Here is an 18,551-nt window from a genome sequence, read left to right as displayed (position 1 = left end):
CCCCGAAATAAGGGTAATAAGGAGGGTACTACCGCTAGCACTTTTCGCGGCGTGTAGGTGCCGCCGGGCGGAGCACGCGCCAGGCATCGCTGCAACTGATTTCCCTGTCCGCCGCCCTGGTGTTTGTTAGCATGGCCACTTCGAATCGGGAAGCCAGCGCATGGACAGCAGCGAGCAGCCGCCAACAGGACGACGCAAGGGACGCGGGCAGCGGCGGGGGCGGCGCGTCGACGCCGCCACACGGGACGCGGTCGCCGCGCTGCTGAGCGGTTTGCCGCTGCGCCGCGATCTGTTGATCGAACACCTGCACCGACTTCAGGACAGCCGCGGTTGCTTGCGCGCAGGCGAACTGGTGGCGCTTGCCGACCTGCTGCGCATCGGTGTCGCAGAGGTCTACGAAACGGCGACTTTCTACGCTCATTTCGACCTGCGCGATGACGACGAAGCCGTGCCGGCGCTTGCTGTCCGCGTCTGTGACGGGCTCAGCTGCCGGCTGCAGGGAGGCGTGGAACTCGACGCCGCCTTGCGCGCGCAGCTCGATCCCGCGCAGGCGAGAGTGTTGCGCGCGCCGTGCATGGGCCGTTGCGATCTCGCGCCGGTGGTGCAAATAGGCAAGCGCCACGCCGACCGCGCCAGCGCCAGCGACGTGCTGGCCCTGATCAAAGTTGGCGAATTTACAGCCTTGCCGGTCGTCAGCGAGACGCTGGCCGCCTACCGCGCAGGCGGTGGCTACCGGCAGCTGCTGGCGCTGCGCGACGGTAGCTTGCAGGCTGAAGCCGTGATCGCCGAACTCGAAGCAGCCGGCTTGCGCGGAATGGGTGGCGCCGGTTTCCCCGCCGCGCGCAAGTGGCGACTGCTGCGCGATGCGCCGGCGCCTCGCTACCTGGTTTGCAACGCCGACGAGGGCGAGCCGGGCACTTTCAAGGACCGGATAATTCTCGAAGAGCAGACGCACCCCTTCCTCGATGGCTTGCTGCTCGCGGCGGCCTGTATCGGCGCGCAGCGCTGCTGGATCTACCTGCGCGACGAGTACCCCGCGGCACACGCACTGCTGCGCCGCGAGATCGCCGCGCTCGAAACAGCGAAGCTGATCGAGCCAGGTTTCATCGACCTGCGGCGCGGAGCCGGCGCCTACATCTGCGGCGAGGAATCGGCGCTGATCGAGTCGATCGAAGGCAAGCGCGGCTACCCGCGGCAACGCCCGCCCTACGTCGCCGAGCTAGGGCTGTTCGGACGCCCGACGTTGGTCAACAACGTCGAAACGCTGGCCATGGTTCCGACAATTCTCGCCGGCGGCGGTGCGCGCTTCGCGGCGCTGGGCAGCGAGGGCTTTACCGGTCTGCGCAGTTACTCAGTCTCGGGCCGGGTGCGCGAACCGGGCGTCAAGCAGGCACCGGCAGGAATCAGCGCGCGCAAGCTCATCGACGATTACTGCGGCGGCATGGCCGAGGGACAGCAACTGCTGGCCTATCTGCCGGGTGGTGCTTCGGGGGGGATTCTGCCGGCGAGCATGGCCGACCTGCCGCTACACTTCGGCGAATTGGAAAAGCACGGCGCATTGATTGGATCGGCGGCACTGATCGTTCTCTCTGACCGCGACGACCTGCGCGCCGCGGTGCAGGCGCTGCTCGAGTTCTTTGCCGACGAGAGCTGCGGCCAGTGCACGCCGTGCCGCATCGGCACCGAGAAAATGCTGGCGCTGTTCGAGGCGCCTGAACTCGATGTCGAACTGCTCAAGGAACTGGCGGCGGTGATGCGCGACGCGTCGATTTGTGGCTTGGGGCAGGCGGCGCCGAACCCACTGACCACGGCACTGATGTATTTCCCACAGCAGTTGGCGAGTAAGCGCGATGAGTAAGGGAACAACGCAAGCGACGCCCGTCGGCTTTGTGCTCGACGGTCGCCAACTGACTGCTCTGCCCGGCGAAACGATCTGGCAGGCTGCCAGGCGCGCGGGCACGACGATTCCGCATCTATGCACGCGCGAGGCGCCGGACTATCGGCCGGGCGGCAACTGCCGGGCGTGCATGGTCGAGATCGACGGCGAGCGCAACCTGGTGCCGAGTTGCACGCGCCAGGTCAGCGCTGGAATGCAGGTGCGCAGCGACACTTCCGAACGCGCGCTGAACAGCCGGCGGCTGGTGATCGAACTGCTGCTCACCGAGCAGCCGTCACGCGCGCAGGCGCACGATCGCAACGCGCCGTTTTGGCACTGGACCGAGCAATTGGGGTTGCAGGACAGCCGTTTCCCGCCGCGCGCCGCCATGGCCGGCGCAGCGCCCGCCCCCCTCCCCGACCGCAGCCACGCGGCGATGACCGTGCAGCTCGACGCCTGCATCCACTGCCAGCTGTGCGTGCAGGCTTGCCGCGACATCCAGGCCAACGACGTCATCGGCATGGCCGGTCGTGGCGCGGCGGCGAAAATCGTTTTCGATCTCGACGATGTTATGGGCGATTCGAGCTGCGTCGGCTGCGGCGAGTGCGTGCAGGCCTGCCCAACCGGCGCGCTGATGGCGACGACGATGCTGACCGCAGACGGCAGCGGCCTGCTCACGACGGGGGAGTCGGTCGACCGCGTCGTGCCCAGCATCTGCCCATACTGCGGCGTCGGTTGCCAGATCGACTACCAGGTGCGCAAGGAGCAGATCGTCGCCGTTACCGGTCGCAATGGTCCGGCCAACCGCGAGCGCCTGTGCGTCAAGGGCCGCTTCGGCTTCGATTACGTGCACTCGCCGCAGCGCTTGCTGACGCCGCTGATCCGCCGTGACGATGCGCCAAAAATCGCCGACGCCGCTTTCGACCCGGCCAATCCGCTTACCCATTTTCGCGAGGCGAGCTGGGACGAAGCACTGGAGCGCGCCGCCGCCGGGCTGCGCTCGCTACGCCAGCAGCACGGCGGCAAGGCGCTCGCCGGCTTCGGCTCGGCCAAATGCAGCAACGAGGAAGCCTACCTCTTCCAGAAACTGGTACGCACCGGTTTCGGCACCAACAACGTCGACCATTGCACGCGGCTGTGTCACGCCTCGTCGGTGGCAGCGCTGATCGAAGGGGTCGGCTCCGGCGCGGTTTCAGCATCGTTCATGCAGATCGACAAGGCCGAAGTGGCGATCCTCATCGGCTGCAATCCCGAAGCCAACCACCCGGTCGCCTCGACTTTCTTCAAGCGCGCCGCGCGCAGGGGCACGCGCCTGATCGTCATCGATCCGCGCCGCCACGGCCTGGCGCGCTTTGCCGATCAGACCCTGCAGTTTCGCCCCGGCAGCGATGTCGCACTGCTCAACGCAATGCTGCACACCATCGTCGACGAGGCCCTTTTCGACCCGGCTTATATCGCCCGTTACACCAGCGGCTTCGACGCCATGCGCGCGCACCTGGCGGCCTACAGCCCGGAAGCGATGGCCGAGGTCTGCGCTATCACCGCCGGCACGATCCGCGAGGTGGCGCGACTTTATGCGCGCTCGAAAGCATCGATGATCTTCTGGGGAATGGGCATTTCGCAACACGCCCATGGCACCGACAATGCGCGTTGCCTGATTGCCATGGCGCTGATGAGCGGACACATCGGTCGCCCCGGCACCGGCCTGCATCCACTGCGCGGGCAGAACAATGTCCAGGGTGCGTCGGATGCCGGCCTGATCCCGATGGTCCTTCCCGACTACCTGCCCATCTCGCTGGCCGCCAATCGTCATCGCTTCGAGCAACTGTGGAACACCACGCTCGATCCGCAACCGGGGCTGACCGTTGTCGAGATCATGAATGCCGCGGCGGCTGGGGACATTCGCGGCATGTACATCGTCGGCGAAAACCCGGCGATGTCCGACCCCGATCTCAAGCACGCGCGCCAGGCGCTGGCGTCGCTCGAACACCTGGTGGTGCAGGATCTGTTTCTCACCGAAACCGCCATCTACGCCGACGTCATTCTGCCGGCCTCGGCCTGGCCGGAAAAGGAAGGCACGGTGACGAACACCAATCGACAGGTTCAGCTCGGCCGCCAGGCGCTGCCGCTGCCAGGCGATACGCAGCCTGACTGGTGGATCATTCAGGAACTGGCGCGCCGGCTCGACCTCGACTGGCACTACGAGGGGCCCGCGGCAATCTATGCCGAAATGCGCCAGGCGATGCCTTCGCTGGCCAACATCAGTCGTGAACGGCTCCAACGCGAAGGCTCGGTCAGCTACCCGTGTGCCGGCGAGGATCTCCCCGGCGCCGACGTCGTCTTCGCGAACGGCTTCCCGACGCCGAGCGGCCGCGCCGGCTTCGTCGCCGCGGCGCTGCTGCCACCCGACGAGTTGCCCAGCGAGGACTACCCGCTGGTGCTGTCCACCGGGCGACTGCTCGAGCACTGGCATACCGGCGCGATGAGCCGGCGCAGCGCGGCACTCAACGCCCTCGAACCCGAAGCGGTAGTCACCGTCAGTGACCAGGACCTGCGCCGCCTCGGACTGGCAGACGGCGAGCGCGTCCGCCTGATCACCCGGCGCGGCGCCATCGAGGCCACGGCACACGCCGATCCGGCGGTCGCGCCGGGATTGCTGTGGCTGCCCTTCTGCTTCCATGAAGCTGCCGCCAATCGCCTGACCAACCCGATGCTCGACCCCTTCGGAAAAATTCCCGAGTTCAAGTATTGCGCCGTGCGCCTGGAGCGCGCCGGAATGTCATGAGACGCGTTTGGATGCTTAAGTTCCTGCACTGGCCAGGCATTGCCGTCGCCCTGCTGGCGGCTGTTCTGTGGGCTGCCGGCCAACTCGGCCTGTTCACCGGCACGCCGCCGAGCGACCTGGGCGTGCGCGACGGAAAGCTCGCTCGACCATCGGCAACACCGAACAGCGTCAGCAGCCAGGCCAGGCTATGGCCAGATCAGCGGCAGGGTGGGTACGCCGACATCGCACCGCTTGCGCTGCTTTGCAGTGACGGGCCAGCCACCATCGCCAAGCTCAAAACGCTGCTGGCGACCGAGCCGGGAGCGAACCTGATCGACAGCCGAGCCGACTATCTCTATGTGCAATACACCAGCCGACTTCTGAACTTCGTCGACGATGTCGAATTCTGGTTCGACCCGGCCAACAAGGTGATCCAGGTGCGCTCGGCATCGCGCATCGGGCGCAGCGACCTCGGCGTCAATCGTCAGCGCATCGAAGCCCTGCGCCAGCGGCTCGCGACTTCCTGATCACAATCAGAATCGGATGCCGCCGACAGCGGTGATAGGAAGAGTTCACTGTCCCGTCCTGACGCAGTTCTTGCCCGCTTGCTTGGCCACATAGACGGCCCGGTCTGCCGATTTGATCAGCTCTTCAAAGCTTGCGACCGCAGGCGTTCTTGCCGCAACACCGACACTGATACTACCGTGCCAGGGCTCACCGCCCGTTGGCACGCGCAGTGCCGCGACGGCTTTCCGGGTCAACTCGGCGATATGCATTCCGCCCTCCTCGTCGGTATCCGGGCAGATGACCAGAAACTCGTCGCCACCGAGACGGCAAACGACGTCGTCACTGCGAAAGGAATGCTGCAGCCTCTTGGCCAACTCGGTCAGCACCGCATCGCCGGCGTCATGACCATAGGCATCATTGACCTGCTTGAAGTGATCGGCGTCGATCATCATGCAAACCAGCGGCGAAGCGTTCTCGACCGACTCCTCCCATAGCGATGCCAGTGCCCGTAGCGCGTGGCGGCGATTGGGAAGCCCGGTAAGGGCGTCGGTCAAAGACAGCTCCACCAGTTGAAGATTCGCTTCCGACAGTTCCAGCGTCCGTTGGCGCACTTTCTCTTCGAGCGAGCGATTCAAGGCCAGCAAATCCCGGTTCCTCGCCGAAACCTGCTTGAACAGGCCATTCAGCGCGATAAGTAAGGGCTCGGTGGCATTGTTGCTGGCTTTTTCTTCTTCGTCATAGGCTCTGCTTGCTTCCACACCACTCCCGATGGCGGCCATCTGCCTGGCCATGTTCTGGTCCGAACCGAGGATGTGATAGGCGAGCCAGTGCGTCAGAAGATCAAGAATATGCTTTGCCGCATCAAGATTATCCGGAGAAAGGCCGGCATGCATGGCGCTGATCTCGCGCAGAAAGCCGCGATGCGCTTCAATGTGAGGGCCCAGATGACGCCGATCGATGCCCATTTCAGCCATTAAGGCTTCTTCTTCCTGAAAATGGTACTTGGCGTAATCGGCCAGCTTCGCGAAGACCTCTTCAAGATCATTGAAGGCGACTTTGTTTTCAGCCAGCAGGCCGCCAAACTGGTTGATGATCCCGACCAGATGTTGATGCTGCTGATCGACCTCTGACAGCCCGGTAACAAAGTGCTTGTCCCAATGAAATGATTCCATAGACGAACTGCCTCCGCGTTAATTTCCTGCTCCCGTAAGCGCTGCCGAGCGAGCACTTTGCGCAGCGCGATGGCAACTCGGGCCGTTGCCGCTCGCGGCACGCGCCAGAGAAAAAAACGCGGGCCCCGCAACTGCGGCGCCCGCGCTTCTGGGGGAGAAACCACTTACTTGCTGATCGCCTCACCCGGCGTCACGATACCCAGGAAGCTGTCGGCCTTGAGCGCGGCACCGCCAATCAGGCCGCCATCGATGTCTTTCTGAGCGAGCAGGCCGGCGGCGTTGTCCGGCTTCATCGAGCCACCGTACTGGATGCTGATCGACTGTGCGACATCGTCGCCGAAGAGCTTGGCCAGCAGGCCGCGCACCAGTGCGTGCGCCTCCTGAGCTTCGCCATCGCTGGCGGTAACGCCGGTACCAATGGCCCACACCGGCTCGTAGGCGACGACGGTGCGTAGCGCTTCGTCCGCGGAAAGGCCGGCGTAGGCGCCATTGACCTGCGTCGTGAGCACGCTTTCCAGCTTGCCGCCCTTGCGCTCGTCGAGAGTCTCGCCGATGCAGACGATGGGGCCCATATCCAGCGAAAGAACTTTCTTGATCTTCCTGTTGACCGTTTCGTCGGTCTCGCCGAAGTAGCTGCGTTGCTCGGAGTGGCCGATGATGACCATATCGACGCCGATTTCCTTGAGCATGTCGGCACTGACCTTGCCGGTGAATGCACCCTGGTTTTCCCAGTGCACGTCCTGCGCCGCGAGCTTGACATTGCTGCCCTTGACCACGTCGGCGACTTTGGCCAGTGCGAGATAGGTGGGAGCAATGGCGACGACGACATTCTTGATGTCTTTGGCGGCGGCAACCACTTCGGTGGCCAGCTTGACGGACTCGGCGACCGACTTGTTCATTTTCCAGTTGCCGGCAATAACGATTTTACGCATGGTATTCCTTTTGTTGGTTAAGCATGATTCGGGAGCAGGACGGCCCCGGCACACTACCGGGGCCCGGGGTTCCGCTCGGCTTACTTCTCGGAGAGTGCGGCGACGCCCGGCAGGACCTTGCCTTCGAGGTATTCGAGAGATGCCCCGCCACCGGTCGAGGTGTGCGTGACTTTCTTCTCGGCGCCATATTTCTTGGCCGCGGTCGCCGTGTCACCACCACCGATCACGGTCGTCGCACCTTTGGCAGTCGCCTCGACGATGGCGTCGGCCATGGCCTTGGTGCCGGCTTCGAAGTTGGCAAATTCGAAAACTCCCGCCGGGCCGTTCCAGATGATGGTTTTGGCGTTCAGGATGGCGTCGGTAAACACCTTCGTCGATTCAGCTCCGCAATCAAGTCCCAGCCAGCCATCGGGAATCCCATCGACATCGTTGGCGACACCGGTATTGGCATCGGCAGCGAACTTGTCAGCGATGACGAAATCGCTTGGCAGCAGAATCTGCTTGCCGTTGGCTTTTGCCTTGGCCATCAGCTCGGGGACCAGCTTGGCGCCCTCCTCGTCAAACAGCGAGTTGCCGATCGGCATTCCGGAAATAACTTTCTTGAACGTAAACGCCATGCCGCCGCCGATGATGATCTGGTCGGCCTTGTCGAGCAGGTTATTGATCAGCTGGATCTTGTCGGCCACCTTGGCGCCACCGAGGATCGCCAGCAGCGGCCGCTGCGGCGATTCGAGCACCGCCGAGAAAGCCGCCAGTTCCTTGTTCATCAGATAACCCGCCGCCCGCTGCGGCAGCTGTACGCCGGTCATCGACGAGTGATCGCGGTGGGCGGTGCCGAAGGCATCGTTGATGTAAACGTCGGCAAGACGGGTCAGCGATGCGCGGAAGGCCTTGACCTTTTCGGGATCGGCCTTGATCTTGCTGACGCTGCCGTCGGCCCCTTTGACGGTGCCCTTGCCTTCTTCCTCGATATGGAAGCGCAGGTTCTCGAGCAGAATGACTTCGCCGGGCTTGATGCTGGCACAGGCGGCTTCGACGTCAGGACCGACACAGTCCGAAAGAAAGCTCACCGGGCGGCCGAGCAGGCCCTCCAGTGCGGTGGCCACAGGCTGCAGGCTGAATTGCGGCATGGCGTTGCCGTCCGGACGGCCAAGGTGCGACATGAGAATGACCGCGGCGCCCTTGTCCAAAGCCGACTGGATCGTCGGTAGCGCGGCTTCGATGCGCTTGGTGTTGGTGATCGCTCCCGTCACCTTGTCCTGTGGGACGTTGAAATCGACGCGTATAAGGACGCGTTTGCCGGCAAGGGCGAGATCTTCGATGAACAATTTGGACATGTTTTCCTCGATAAAGAGTGTTGCTGGATTAGAGGCGGACTAACGGTCATGACAGTCGAGATACCCCGAATGATGAAAGTCATGACCGTCCCCCTCTTCCCCCGGCCCTTCTCCCGCAGGGGGAGAAGGGAGGTTCGTGAGTCGCATACGCGACTTTCACATTAAGAATCGAAAATGGCAGCTTGTCTCGGTTGCGGCTACAAAACGCCCCCTCAACAGAGCACCCATGCGCCACTGCGTTGAGAATTCGGAAGATCGGGGAAAGCGTTTTAACCACGCAGACGAAGTATCCTTGGCGCCGCTGTTGGAGTCAAATGCCTTTCGGCGATCGGCGCAAGCAGTCACGCGGATAGGCCGGCATGGTTTTCTTCTCGCGCCGAAAAACTCGCCTTCAGACGCGCAGTGATAGTCCGCAAAGGGCGCCGGCCGTCGCCACCTTTATGTACTTACACAATGTCTGAAACCAGCCGGCAAGCGCTCAGCCAGCGGGCGACTCCTCGCTTGTGCTAGCGCTGCTGCCCGCCTTGACCACCAGCATGTCTTCCATCACCAGATACTCGAGATCCGAGCCGAAGAACATGTTCAAGGCGTCGGTTGGCGAACAGATCATTGCTTCGCCGCGGCGGTTGAGCGAAGTGTTGAGCACGACGCCGTTGCCGGTCAGTTTTTCCAGTTCGAGCATCAGGTCGTAATAGCGCGGATTGAATTCGCGTTGCAGTACCTGCGCCCGCGAGCTGCCGTCTTCGTGCACCACTTCCGGAACGCGTTCCTGCCAGCCTTCGGCAACCTTGAAAGTGAAAGTCATGAAAGGGGCCGGGTGATCGCTGCCGAGCATCTGCGGGCCGACCGTATCGAGCATGCTCGGGCAGAACGGACGCCAGCGCTCGCGGAACTTGATCTGCGCATTGATCCGGTCGGCAACGCCGGCAACGCTCGGGCAACCAAGGATCGAGCGACCACCAAGCGCACGCGGACCGAACTCCATACGCCCCTGGAACCAGGCCACCGGGTTGCCGGCCACGAGCAGGGCGGCAATTTCCTGCGCCACGTCGCGCAGCCGCTGCCCTTGCGGTTTTTCCGGATGGCGAGCACAGGCGGCAAGAACGTCTTCGTTGCTGTACGCCGGGCCGAGAAAGACATGCGCCATTTTTTCGATCGGCACGCCGCGCTGCACCGAGACGTAGCCCGCCGCGCCGACGGCCGTCCCGGCGTCGCCCGACGCTGGCTGCACGAATAGCTCCTTGACGTCCGGGCGAGCGATGATCTTCTGGTTGAGCTTGACGTTCAGTGCGCCACCACCGGAGAAAGCGAGGCGACCGGTTGCGCGCAGAATGTCGCCCAGGTAATGCTCGATCATCTGCAGCGACAAATCCTCGAACAGCTTCTGCATGCTCGCCGCGTAATGGATATAGGGATCGTCGGCGCTGTCGCCGGCCCGCTTTGGGCCCAGCCACTCGATCAGCTTCGGCGAGAAGTAGTAGCCTTTGCCCTGCTCCTTGTAGCGCCGAAAACCGATCACATTGGCGTAGTCGGTGTTGACCGTCAGTTCGCCATTCTCGAACTTCGCCAGGCGCGAGAAATCGTAGCGATCGGGGTCGCCATACGGGGCCATGCCCATCACCTTGTACTCGCCGTCCAGCATCTCGAAACCGAGATACTCGGTCAAGGCGCCGTACAGTCCGCCCAGCGAATCGGGGTCGTAGAACTCCTTGATCTTGTGAATTCTGCCGTTTTCGCCGTAGCCGAAGAAAGTGGTCGCGTACTCGCCCTTGCCGTCGATGCCGAGGATCGCCGTCTTCTCCTTGAAACCCGAGCAATGGTAGGCGCTGGACGCATGCGCCAGGTGGTGCTCGACCGGCACGATTTCGGTCGTTTTGAGATTGAAACCGAGCTGCAGCAGACACCATTCGATGCGTTTGCGGTAGCGAAAGTAGCGCCGGTTGCCGGTCAGAAGGGCGTCCAGCGCCCGATCCGGCGCGTACCAATAGCGTTTGGCATAGTGCCAGCGGGCGCCTTCGGCGAGGCTGATCGGCGCGAAGGGAATGGCCACCGCGTCGACCTCGGCCGGCTTGATGCCGGCGAATTCCAGGCAGAACTTCGCCGCTTCGTAGGGCATGCGGTTTTTGGCGTGCTTGTCGCGGACGAAGCGTTCCTCTTCTGCCGCCGCAACGAGCTTGCCGTCGATGTACAGCGCCGCCGAAGGATCGTGCGTCAGCGCGCCGGAAAGTCCGAGTAGGATCAGTGCCAAGGTGGAGGTCTCACAGAGTCACACGTCGGCCCCGCTGGCTGGCCAGCAAGCGGCTGCGAACCGACGAAAGCCTCAAGTATACCCGTACCCTTGCGCCGACAGCCGATCAGAGCGGCGGCAGCGCGGCGCAGGGAGGGACAAAACAGACGCCATGACCGCCTCTATGTTGCAACGCATGATTGACAAACAAAGACAAGCCACTGTATTGAGTTGATTGCAGTCACATTGGGAATGGATATTAGTTAGCAAACTGTGCGGCAGCACCGAGGTCTTGGAGAGCAAGGATCTGCCTTGCCATCCGCAACAAGTTCCCCGGCCACGAACGCATAGCATCACCACCATACAAAGCAAAGGCTTGCGCCACGAGTGACAAGCCAAAGGAGACAAGCGGTGCCGAACCTTCTCACAGCCGCCCGACAGGGACGCCACGATCTCTTCACGGGACCGCACCGCAAACGCTAGCGGAGTGGGCGCAGCAATGGCCTGCATCGATGTAGTCCCCCGACTCGCCGCGCTGTCTTGCCCGCTCATGCGAGCATCTCGGCATGGTCGAGTCCACTTCAGCGTTTCACCAAAGGAGAAACACGTAATGAAAAGCACCTTCAAAGCTCTTGCCCTCAGCGCGTCCCTGACCTTGATCGCCGCCCCTGCCAGCGCGCAGGAAAATGTGCGCTGGGGCGTCCCGATGGCTTTCGGCTCCAACCTCACCGCGCTCGGCGACACCATGCCCTGGGTGTCGGAGACCTTGAAGAAGATTTCCGGCGGGACCATCAATCTGCAGGTCTTCGAGCCGGGCAAACTGGTACCCGCCCTGGCGATCTTCGACACCGTCTCTGCCGGCAAGGCGGAAGCGGGCTACAGCTGGATGGGCTATGAGTTGGGCAAGGTTCCGGCTTCCGCACTGTTTGGCGCCGTGCCCTTCGGCATGGAAACACCGCAGTTCGCTGCCTGGATGTATTTCGGCGGCGGCGACGCGCTGCTCAAGGAAGTCTACAAACCGCACAACGTCTACCCGATCTTCTGCGGCTCGATCAGCCCGGAAGCTGCCGGCTGGTTCCGCAAGGAGATCAAGACCCCCGCGGACCTCACTGGACTGAAGTTCCGCGCTGCCGGTTTCGGCGGCAAGGTCTACCAGAAGCTGGGGGCATCGGTCACCGTGCTGCCGGGTGGCGAATTGTTCCAGGCCCTCGAGAAAGGCGTGCTCGACGGCACCGAGTTTTCCTTGCCAACCGTCGATGACCAGCTGGGCTTCTACAAGGTTGCGCAGTACTACTACATGCCCGGTTGGCATCAGCCCTCGACCAACCAGTACCTCTACGTGAACCTCGCGGCCTGGAACAAGCTCAAGCCACAAACGCAGGCCCAGATCGAAACCACCTGTACTGCGGCGGTAACCATCGCGCTAGCCAAGGCCGAAGCACTGCAGGGCGCTGTGCTGGCCAAGTTCGAGAAGGAAGGGGTCAAGGCACGCCAGTTCGACAAGGTCATGCTGGCCGCATTCGCCAAAGCGACCAGGGAGGTGATGGCCGAGGAGTCCGCCAATGACGCGACCTTCAAGAAGGTCTACGACAGCATGACCGCCTTCAAGGAGCAGAACAGCAAGTGGCACGATTACGGCTACCTGCCGCGCGACTTCAAGTAATCGACGTCTGACCCCGGCGCTGTACGCCAATTGGAGAAGCCGATGAGCTCGTCAGCGCACAGCGCCGACGTCCCGCACGAAGCGGGACGGTCCGGAATTGCCCTCCCCACGACCCTAATTTCCCGCGCCACCGACCGCCTGATCGGCTGGTTTGGCGAAATTGCCTCGGCGCTGTGGACCGTATTGGTCCTGGTCATCGTGGCGCAGGTGGTGGCCCGCTATGTCTTCAACGAGGGGTCGATCATGATGGAGGAGTTGCAGTGGCACCTCTACGCCATCGGCTTCATGCTCGGCCTGGCATTCACCGAGGTGCACGAGCGCAATGTGCGTATCGACGTGCTCGCCGAGACCTTTAGCCTGCGCACGCGGCTGTGGATCGAGTTGTTCGGCATCAGCACGCTACTGCTGACCTTCACTGGCTTCGTGGTGTGGTTCTCGGTGCCCTTCTTCATGAGTTCATGGGAACTGGGCGAAATCTCCGCCGCACCGGGCGGCCTGCCTTACCGCTGGTTCCTCAAGTCCTTCCTGGTCACCGCCTTCGTCTTGTTGGCGCTGGGTGGCCTGGGTCGTCTGACTCGCGTCTGGGCCGCGCTGTTCGGCCGCCGCTGACCCGCAACAAGGACCCGACATGCTTCCATTCTACGAGTTGCTGGCCATCGGCTTCATGGTGACCTTCGTCCTGTCACTGTTTAGCGGCTATCCGGTGGCCTGGCTGCTGGGCGGTCTGTCGATGCTCTTCGCCGCCATTGCCATCTTCCTCGGCGACCAGTTTGGCATGGACACCTTTCTGCTGACGAATTGGGCGAAGGTGTCCGGTATCGTCGACCGCCTCGACGCCATCATGTCCAACTGGGTTCTGGTATCGCTGCCGATGTTCATCTACATGGGCCAGATGCTCGACCGCTCGGGTGTCGCCGAGATCATGATGCGCAATTTCGTCAAGGTCTTCGGTGGTATCAGGGGCGGTCTCGGCTTGACGGTGATCGTCATCGGCATTCTGCTGGCGGCATCCACCGGCATCGTCGGAGCCTCGGTGGTACTGCTGGCGATGCTGGCGATGCCGGTCATGCTGCAGAACCACTATTCCAAGGCGGTAGCCTCGGGGGTTGTGGCAGCCTCGGGTACGCTGGGCATTCTCATCCCGCCGTCGATCATGCTGGTACTGATGGCCGACCAGGTGTCGGTCTCGGTCGGTGACCTGTTCATGGGGGCGCTTATTCCCGGTGTCGGCCTCGGCCTGCTCTACATGGTCTTCATACTGGCAGTCGGCATCCTCAGGCCCGACCTGGTGCCACCGCGACCCGCCGACGCGGAAAAGCTGTCCTTTCAGCAGATACTCATGGCCTTCGCGTCGACCATTCCGACCTTCGGCCTGATCCTGGTGGTTCTCGGTTCGATTTTCTTCGGCGTCGCCACGCCCACCGAAGCGTCCGGGCTGGGAGCTTTCGGGGCCGTCCTGCTGGCTGCTGCCAACCGCAAGCTCAATTGGCGAGTAATCCGCGAAGTCGGCATCGAGACGACGCTGACCACCTGCTTCATTTTTGCCATTTTTATCGGCGCGACCTTCTTCGCCTACACGCTGCGGCTGATCGGCGGCGACGAGCTGATCGCCGAATTCTTCAAGGGCCTGGGACTGGCGCCGCTAGGGCTGGTGTTGACGGTCCTGGCGGTGGTGTTTATCGCCGGCTTTTTCCTGGACTGGTTCGAGATCGTGCTGATCATCCTGCCCTTGCTGGCACCCGTGGTCCGCCTCGCCGACATCGACATGACCTGGTTCCTGATCCTCATCGCCCTGATGTTGCAAACTTCGTTCCTGACGCCGCCGGTGGGTTTCTCGCTCTTCTACCTGAAGGGAGTGGTGCCCGACGAGGTGACCATCAAGCACATCTACCTCGGCGTCCTCCCCTTCGTCCTGCTACAGGTGGCGATGGTCGCGCTGTGCCTGGCTTTCCCGCAGATCATCACCTGGCTGCCCGAACAGATGTACGGGCACTGAGAACAGCGGTAAGCCCGGCCAGCCCGCTCAGGGAGCGACCGCAAGACGCGCCAGATAGTCCTGATGCACGGCCAGGGTGAGCGCATTGGGGCGCAGCGCCTTGACCGCCACCAGCGCATCCTCTTTGGCGTAGCCACGCTCGACGAGGATTTGCGCGACCATCAGACCCGTCCGACCGGAGCCACCCTTGCAATGCACGGCAACCCGCTCGCCGGCGTCAAGCAGGCGATGGACGGCCTGGCGCTGCGCCTGCCAGGCGACGGCAAAATCTTCTGCTGGCGCGCGATCATCCTCGATGGGCACATGAAACCATTGCAGCCCGTTTTGCGCGCAAAGCGTCGGCAGCTCGGTCACCGCATTGCTCGCCATTTCGGCCTTCTGCATCAAGGTGATCACGGCACTGGCGCCGGCCGCCTTGAGTTGCTTGAGTGCAGTGTCGGTGTCGACGTCCCTGGTCCCCGGGCAGGGGGTCAGAATCAGGCCACCAGCAGGCGCTTCCAAAGGCAACAGATCGGACGGGTGGGTAGGCATGGGGCACCTTTCTATGGATGGGTAATGCCGCCCAGTTTAGCGCTGTTTGGCGCTGTTTCCAGACCACTTGAATGCGCACCACGCCGGCTCGATACGGCTGAGCCTGATCATCACTGTCAGCGCCCAGGCGATCCGGCCCTGGCCGACGCCACTCGCGAGCTGGCCGGTAAGCACTCTGCACTCCACCCCTTGAACGAAGGGCAGATCGCCGAACTCAAATCGGCCTGCGGCCTCAAGTTCTGAAGCAAAGGAAAAATGATGCCCAAATTTGCTACCAACCTGACCATGATGTTCAACGAAGTCCCCTTCCCGCAGCGCTTCGCCGCCGCGGCCAAGGCAGGCTTCAAAGCCGTCGAATTTCTCTTCCCTTACGACCATAGCCCCGCCGAAGTGGCCGGGTGGTTGCGGGAGAATGAGCTCGAAAGCGCGCTCTTCAACCTGCCGCCGGGTGACTGGGCCAGTGGTGAGCGCGGGCTGGCGGCCTTGCCGGGTCGCGAAGCGGATTTCCGCGCCAGTGTCGCCCGTGCGCTAAAATACGCACTGGCCATGGGTACCCCGTGTGTGCACGCGATGGCCGGTCTGCTGCCAGCTGACGCCGACCAGGCCTACCGGACAGCCTGCCGCGAGACCTATCTCGAAAACCTGGCCGATGCCGCGCGGGAACTGGCAAAGCATGGGCGGACGCTGCTGATCGAGCCGATCAACGGTCGCGACATGCCCGGCTATTTCCTCAACAGCCAGGCCGATGGTCACGTCATCCGCGACGCGGTCGGCGACGCCAACGTCAAGGTGCAGATGGACTTTTACCACGCGCAGATCGTCGAAGGCGATCTGGCGACCACCTTCAGAAAGCACTGCGCCGGCATCGGCCACGTGCAGATCGCCAGCGTCCCGGCCCGCAACGAGCCGGACGATGGCGAGGTCAATTATCCCTACCTGTTCAGGCTACTCGACGAGCTCGGTTACGACGCCTGGGTGGGCTGCGAATATCGGCCGCGAGGCAAGACCGAGGATGGTCTGGCCTGGTTGCGGGCCGCCCTTCATTCACTAAGCCGACGAAGAATCCCCATGTAAATCGTGGCTACCGGCGATAGCGTTTTCGCAAGCAGCGTCCGCGCCTGTGTCGAGGACGACCAGCCAGCGTCCACGACATCACCCAACGGACAGGGGCAGAAAACCGTGGGAGTGGTGGGAGCACGGCCAAGCGCGCTCCCACCTTGCTGCAAACTACTCCGACCAGCCGGGCGCGGGCCAGTCTCAGACTAGGTCACGCCATTGCTGGCGTGGTGCTCAAGCGTTGCGCTCGCGCATCCACTTGCCAACCGTCGGCGCCAACACCTTCTGCGACAGGCCGCCGGTGTAGATACCGATGTGACCGGTGGCAATGGCGAACTCGGTGTAATCCTTGCTGCCGACATGCTTGCCGAGGGCAACCGTGCACGGTGGCGGCACGATGTGGTCCTTCTCGGCGAAAATGTTGAGGATCGGGATGGTGAGATTCTTGAGGTCAACCTTGCGACCGCCAACCTCAAGCGTGCCCTTGACCAGTTTATTGGCTTTCAGGAAGTCGCGGACGAACTCCTTGAACATCTGACCACCGGCATCGGGCCCACCGAACAGCCACTTTTCCATGCGCAGGAAATTCTGCACGGCCTGGCGATCGTCGAGGATATCGATCACGTCGGCGTACTTGCCGTAGTTCAGGATGAACGGAGAGGCCATCATGAACGACTCGTTGAGCACCGTGGCCGGCACGTTGCCATGCACAGCCACCATCTGCTCGACGTCGGCCTCGGCGCCCATGGTGAACATCAGGCCCTCGTGTGGCTTGTGATTCGCCTTGTAGGCGTCGAAGTCAATCGGCGTAACGGTCAGGACCAGATGGCTGATCTTGTCCGGGTTGAGCGCCGCATAGGTGGTTGACATGGCGCCACCCTGGCAGATACCCAACAGGGCAATCTTGTCGACGCCGTGATGCTGACGAATGAAGTCGACGGTGTCATCGAGGTAACCGTTGATGTAGTCGTCGATGGTCCTGTACTTGTCGACCTGACGCGGGTAGCCCCAGTTGTTGAGGTAGACGTCAATACCCTGGTTCAGCAGATTGCGGACCAGTGAGCGATCCGGTTGCAGGTCGGCCACTTCGTAGCCGTTGATCAGCGGCGGCACGATGAGCAGCGGCGTCTTCATGATCTTCGCCTGCTCGACGAGCGCGTGGTAATGGTAAACCTCGATCCCGTCCTGCTCGAAGATGACGTCCTTCGGCGTGCTGCCGATGTCGATATCGTCGTCGGTCATCTTGGTGAGATTGCTGATGCCCTTGGTGAGCTTCGCGTTCAGGGCGGCGGTTTCCGCGGCGACGTCGGCGGGAAGAATCTGTATTGGGAAAGAAAACATGGGGGTAGCGTCCTCCTAAAGGTTTAGCTTGTCAGCCGGATCAACAAGAGTCGGGCAGGCTCTGCCTACTCGCTCTTGGCACGACGCGCCGCGGTGGTACGAGCGGCAGGCTTGGCTGCTGCTGTCGCGGGAGGCAAGGACTTCTTGAGCAGGCGGACCTCTCGCTTCAGGTCGTGGATCACCTGGTAGGTTTCGTCCAGCTCGCTGCGAGTGGGCATATCCAGACCGCGGAAAATGTCCTCGACGACAGCGCGTTGCGCCAGCTTGAACGCATGCTGAGCCTTGGTGAAATCATTTTGCGTGTCGAGGAATTCCTGCTTGTTGAAGGTCACCAGCAGCGACTTGTCAGCGGTGCGATACCAGAGACCCATCAGCTGGCGTACGGCCGTGATCTTGTCGCCTTTGGCAGCAACTTTGCCAAGCTCATCCACGGTCGCTTCGACAGCCGTGGCAAGCGCCTCGGCGAAGCGCTTGTGAAACGCCAGACTGGTTTTGCGCAGATCAACGACCGCGTCGACCAGTCGCAAGGTCTTGGCGTGCTTCTCGCGCGAGGCACCAAAGAGGGGGATCTGACCGACGCCGGCGACGGCGCCGACATCGCCTTCCATCGACAGCAGGCGATTGAGACCCGCCGTGCCACCGAGCATCGCTTCGCCAACGTGCCCCGAAGAGGCCGCCTGCATCAGAAAGGACAGCCAGGGACCAAACGCATCGGGCATATCCTTGCTCATCGTCCCGGCAAGATCGCCGAGATGCGAACTCATACCCATGCTGCGCTGGAGCATGGCGGTCGATTCCTTGGCCCAGTTATCGGCAAAACCCTTGAGGTCGGGACGCCAGTCCTTGTTGGCCTCAAGGTTCGGTGCCACGACCTTCATCGACCGGAAAAAGAAATCCATTACCCGGGTCATTGCGGTCTGGCTGCCGGCCATGCGCTCCATAAGCATCTTCGCCGCATCATTGCTACTTTTGGTAGCCGCTTCGACGCCTTTTTTCACTACTTCCACGGTGCTTTCCGTACCGCTGCCTGGGAGATTCTGCAGCATCCCGGCCCAGTCACTCATCATGCGCTTCTGCATATCAGCCCAAGCGTTGACGACGCCGCCTAGTTGCTCATTCGGATTATTACTTTCCACGCGTTCGATCTCC

Annotated in this window: 15 protein-coding genes; 8 read left to right on the top strand and 7 right to left on the bottom strand. The window is 62.5% G+C overall.

Annotation, left to right across the window (positions count from 1 at the left end):
• Positions 1-160 precede the first annotated feature (160 nt).
• From V5B40_RS19275 to V5B40_RS19265, 3 genes are read left to right on the top strand one after another with little or no spacing between them, the layout of a single operon-like run.
• Positions 161-1,858 (top strand): NADH-ubiquinone oxidoreductase-F iron-sulfur binding region domain-containing protein, encoded by a 1,698-nt coding sequence (locus V5B40_RS19275; RefSeq protein ID WP_332356012.1) that lies wholly within the window; start codon positions 161-163, stop codon positions 1,856-1,858.
• The gene (fdhF, locus tag V5B40_RS19270) at positions 1,851-4,661 is read left to right on the top strand and encodes a formate dehydrogenase subunit alpha (RefSeq protein ID WP_332356011.1); all 2,811 of its coding nucleotides are present in this window, start codon (positions 1,851-1,853) and stop codon (positions 4,659-4,661) included. The genes V5B40_RS19275 and fdhF overlap by 8 nt, the downstream gene beginning before the upstream one ends.
• Before the next feature lie 11 nt (positions 4,662-4,672).
• Positions 4,673-5,167 (top strand): DUF1499 domain-containing protein, encoded by a 495-nt coding sequence (locus V5B40_RS19265; protein WP_332356010.1) that lies wholly within the window; start codon positions 4,673-4,675, stop codon positions 5,165-5,167.
• Between the two features lie 45 nt (positions 5,168-5,212).
• Here V5B40_RS19265 and V5B40_RS19260 read toward each other — a convergent pair whose 3' ends face one another.
• From V5B40_RS19260 to V5B40_RS19245, 4 genes are all read right to left on the bottom strand, one after another.
• Positions 5,213-6,319, bottom strand: a complete 1,107-nt coding sequence (locus tag V5B40_RS19260; RefSeq protein ID WP_332356008.1) for a GGDEF domain-containing protein — start codon at positions 6,317-6,319, stop codon at positions 5,213-5,215.
• A 164-nt stretch (positions 6,320-6,483) separates the two neighbouring features.
• Positions 6,484-7,251 (bottom strand): triose-phosphate isomerase, encoded by a 768-nt coding sequence (gene tpiA, locus V5B40_RS19255; protein ID WP_332356007.1) that lies wholly within the window; start codon positions 7,249-7,251, stop codon positions 6,484-6,486.
• Positions 7,252-7,331: 80 nt separating this feature from the next.
• A complete protein-coding gene (gene pgk, locus V5B40_RS19250; RefSeq protein WP_332356006.1) occupies positions 7,332-8,588 on the bottom strand; it encodes a phosphoglycerate kinase in 1,257 nt (418 codons plus the stop codon).
• A 478-nt stretch (positions 8,589-9,066) separates the two neighbouring features.
• Positions 9,067-10,836 carry a carbamoyltransferase family protein gene (locus V5B40_RS19245; RefSeq protein ID WP_332356005.1) on the bottom strand — a complete coding sequence of 590 codons (1,770 nt, stop codon included), beginning with the start codon at positions 10,834-10,836 and terminating at the stop codon, positions 9,067-9,069.
• A 589-nt stretch (positions 10,837-11,425) separates the two neighbouring features.
• On the opposite strand from V5B40_RS19245, the gene V5B40_RS19240 reads away from it, so the two are divergent.
• The 3 genes from V5B40_RS19240 to V5B40_RS19230 are packed head-to-tail and all read left to right on the top strand — an operon-like array spanning position 11,426 to position 14,474.
• Positions 11,426-12,478, top strand: coding sequence for a TRAP transporter substrate-binding protein (locus V5B40_RS19240; RefSeq protein WP_332356003.1), 1,053 nt, complete (start codon positions 11,426-11,428; stop codon positions 12,476-12,478).
• A gap of 42 nt (positions 12,479-12,520) precedes the next feature.
• Positions 12,521-13,087, top strand: a complete 567-nt coding sequence (locus V5B40_RS19235; RefSeq protein ID WP_332356002.1) for a TRAP transporter small permease subunit — start codon at positions 12,521-12,523, stop codon at positions 13,085-13,087.
• Positions 13,088-13,106: 19 nt separating this feature from the next.
• Complete coding sequence (locus tag V5B40_RS19230; RefSeq protein ID WP_332356001.1) at positions 13,107-14,474, top strand: TRAP transporter large permease; 1,368 nt, start codon at positions 13,107-13,109, stop codon at positions 14,472-14,474.
• 27 nt (positions 14,475-14,501) lie between these two features.
• On the opposite strand, the gene V5B40_RS19225 is transcribed toward V5B40_RS19230, so the two are convergent.
• A complete protein-coding gene (locus V5B40_RS19225) occupies positions 14,502-15,005 on the bottom strand; it encodes a phosphatase domain-containing putative toxin (protein WP_332356000.1) in 504 nt (167 codons plus the stop codon).
• A 24-nt stretch (positions 15,006-15,029) separates the two neighbouring features.
• Between V5B40_RS19225 and V5B40_RS19220 the strand changes: the two genes are divergently transcribed.
• On the top strand, positions 15,030-15,248 hold the full coding sequence (locus tag V5B40_RS19220) for a hypothetical protein (protein ID WP_332355999.1): 219 nt from the start codon (positions 15,030-15,032) through the stop codon (positions 15,246-15,248).
• 15 nt (positions 15,249-15,263) lie between these two features.
• Positions 15,264-16,079, top strand: a complete 816-nt coding sequence (otnI, locus tag V5B40_RS19215; protein WP_332355998.1) for a 2-oxo-tetronate isomerase — start codon at positions 15,264-15,266, stop codon at positions 16,077-16,079.
• Between the two features lie 216 nt (positions 16,080-16,295).
• Here otnI and phaC read toward each other — a convergent pair whose 3' ends face one another.
• Both phaC and V5B40_RS19205 read right to left on the bottom strand, forming a co-directional pair.
• Positions 16,296-17,402 carry a class III poly(R)-hydroxyalkanoic acid synthase subunit PhaC gene (gene phaC, locus V5B40_RS19210; protein ID WP_332355997.1) on the bottom strand — a complete coding sequence of 369 codons (1,107 nt, stop codon included), beginning with the start codon at positions 17,400-17,402 and terminating at the stop codon, positions 16,296-16,298.
• A gap of 65 nt (positions 17,403-17,467) precedes the next feature.
• Positions 17,468-18,538, bottom strand: coding sequence for a poly(R)-hydroxyalkanoic acid synthase subunit PhaE (locus V5B40_RS19205; protein WP_332355996.1), 1,071 nt, complete (start codon positions 18,536-18,538; stop codon positions 17,468-17,470).
• Positions 18,539-18,551: the final 13 nt, after the last annotated feature.

The organism is Candidatus Accumulibacter meliphilus (genome assembly GCF_036625345.1).
GTDB classification, from domain to species: domain Bacteria; phylum Pseudomonadota; class Gammaproteobacteria; order Burkholderiales; family Rhodocyclaceae; genus Accumulibacter; species Accumulibacter meliphilus.
This window is presented reverse-complemented; position numbering and strand designations above follow the sequence as displayed.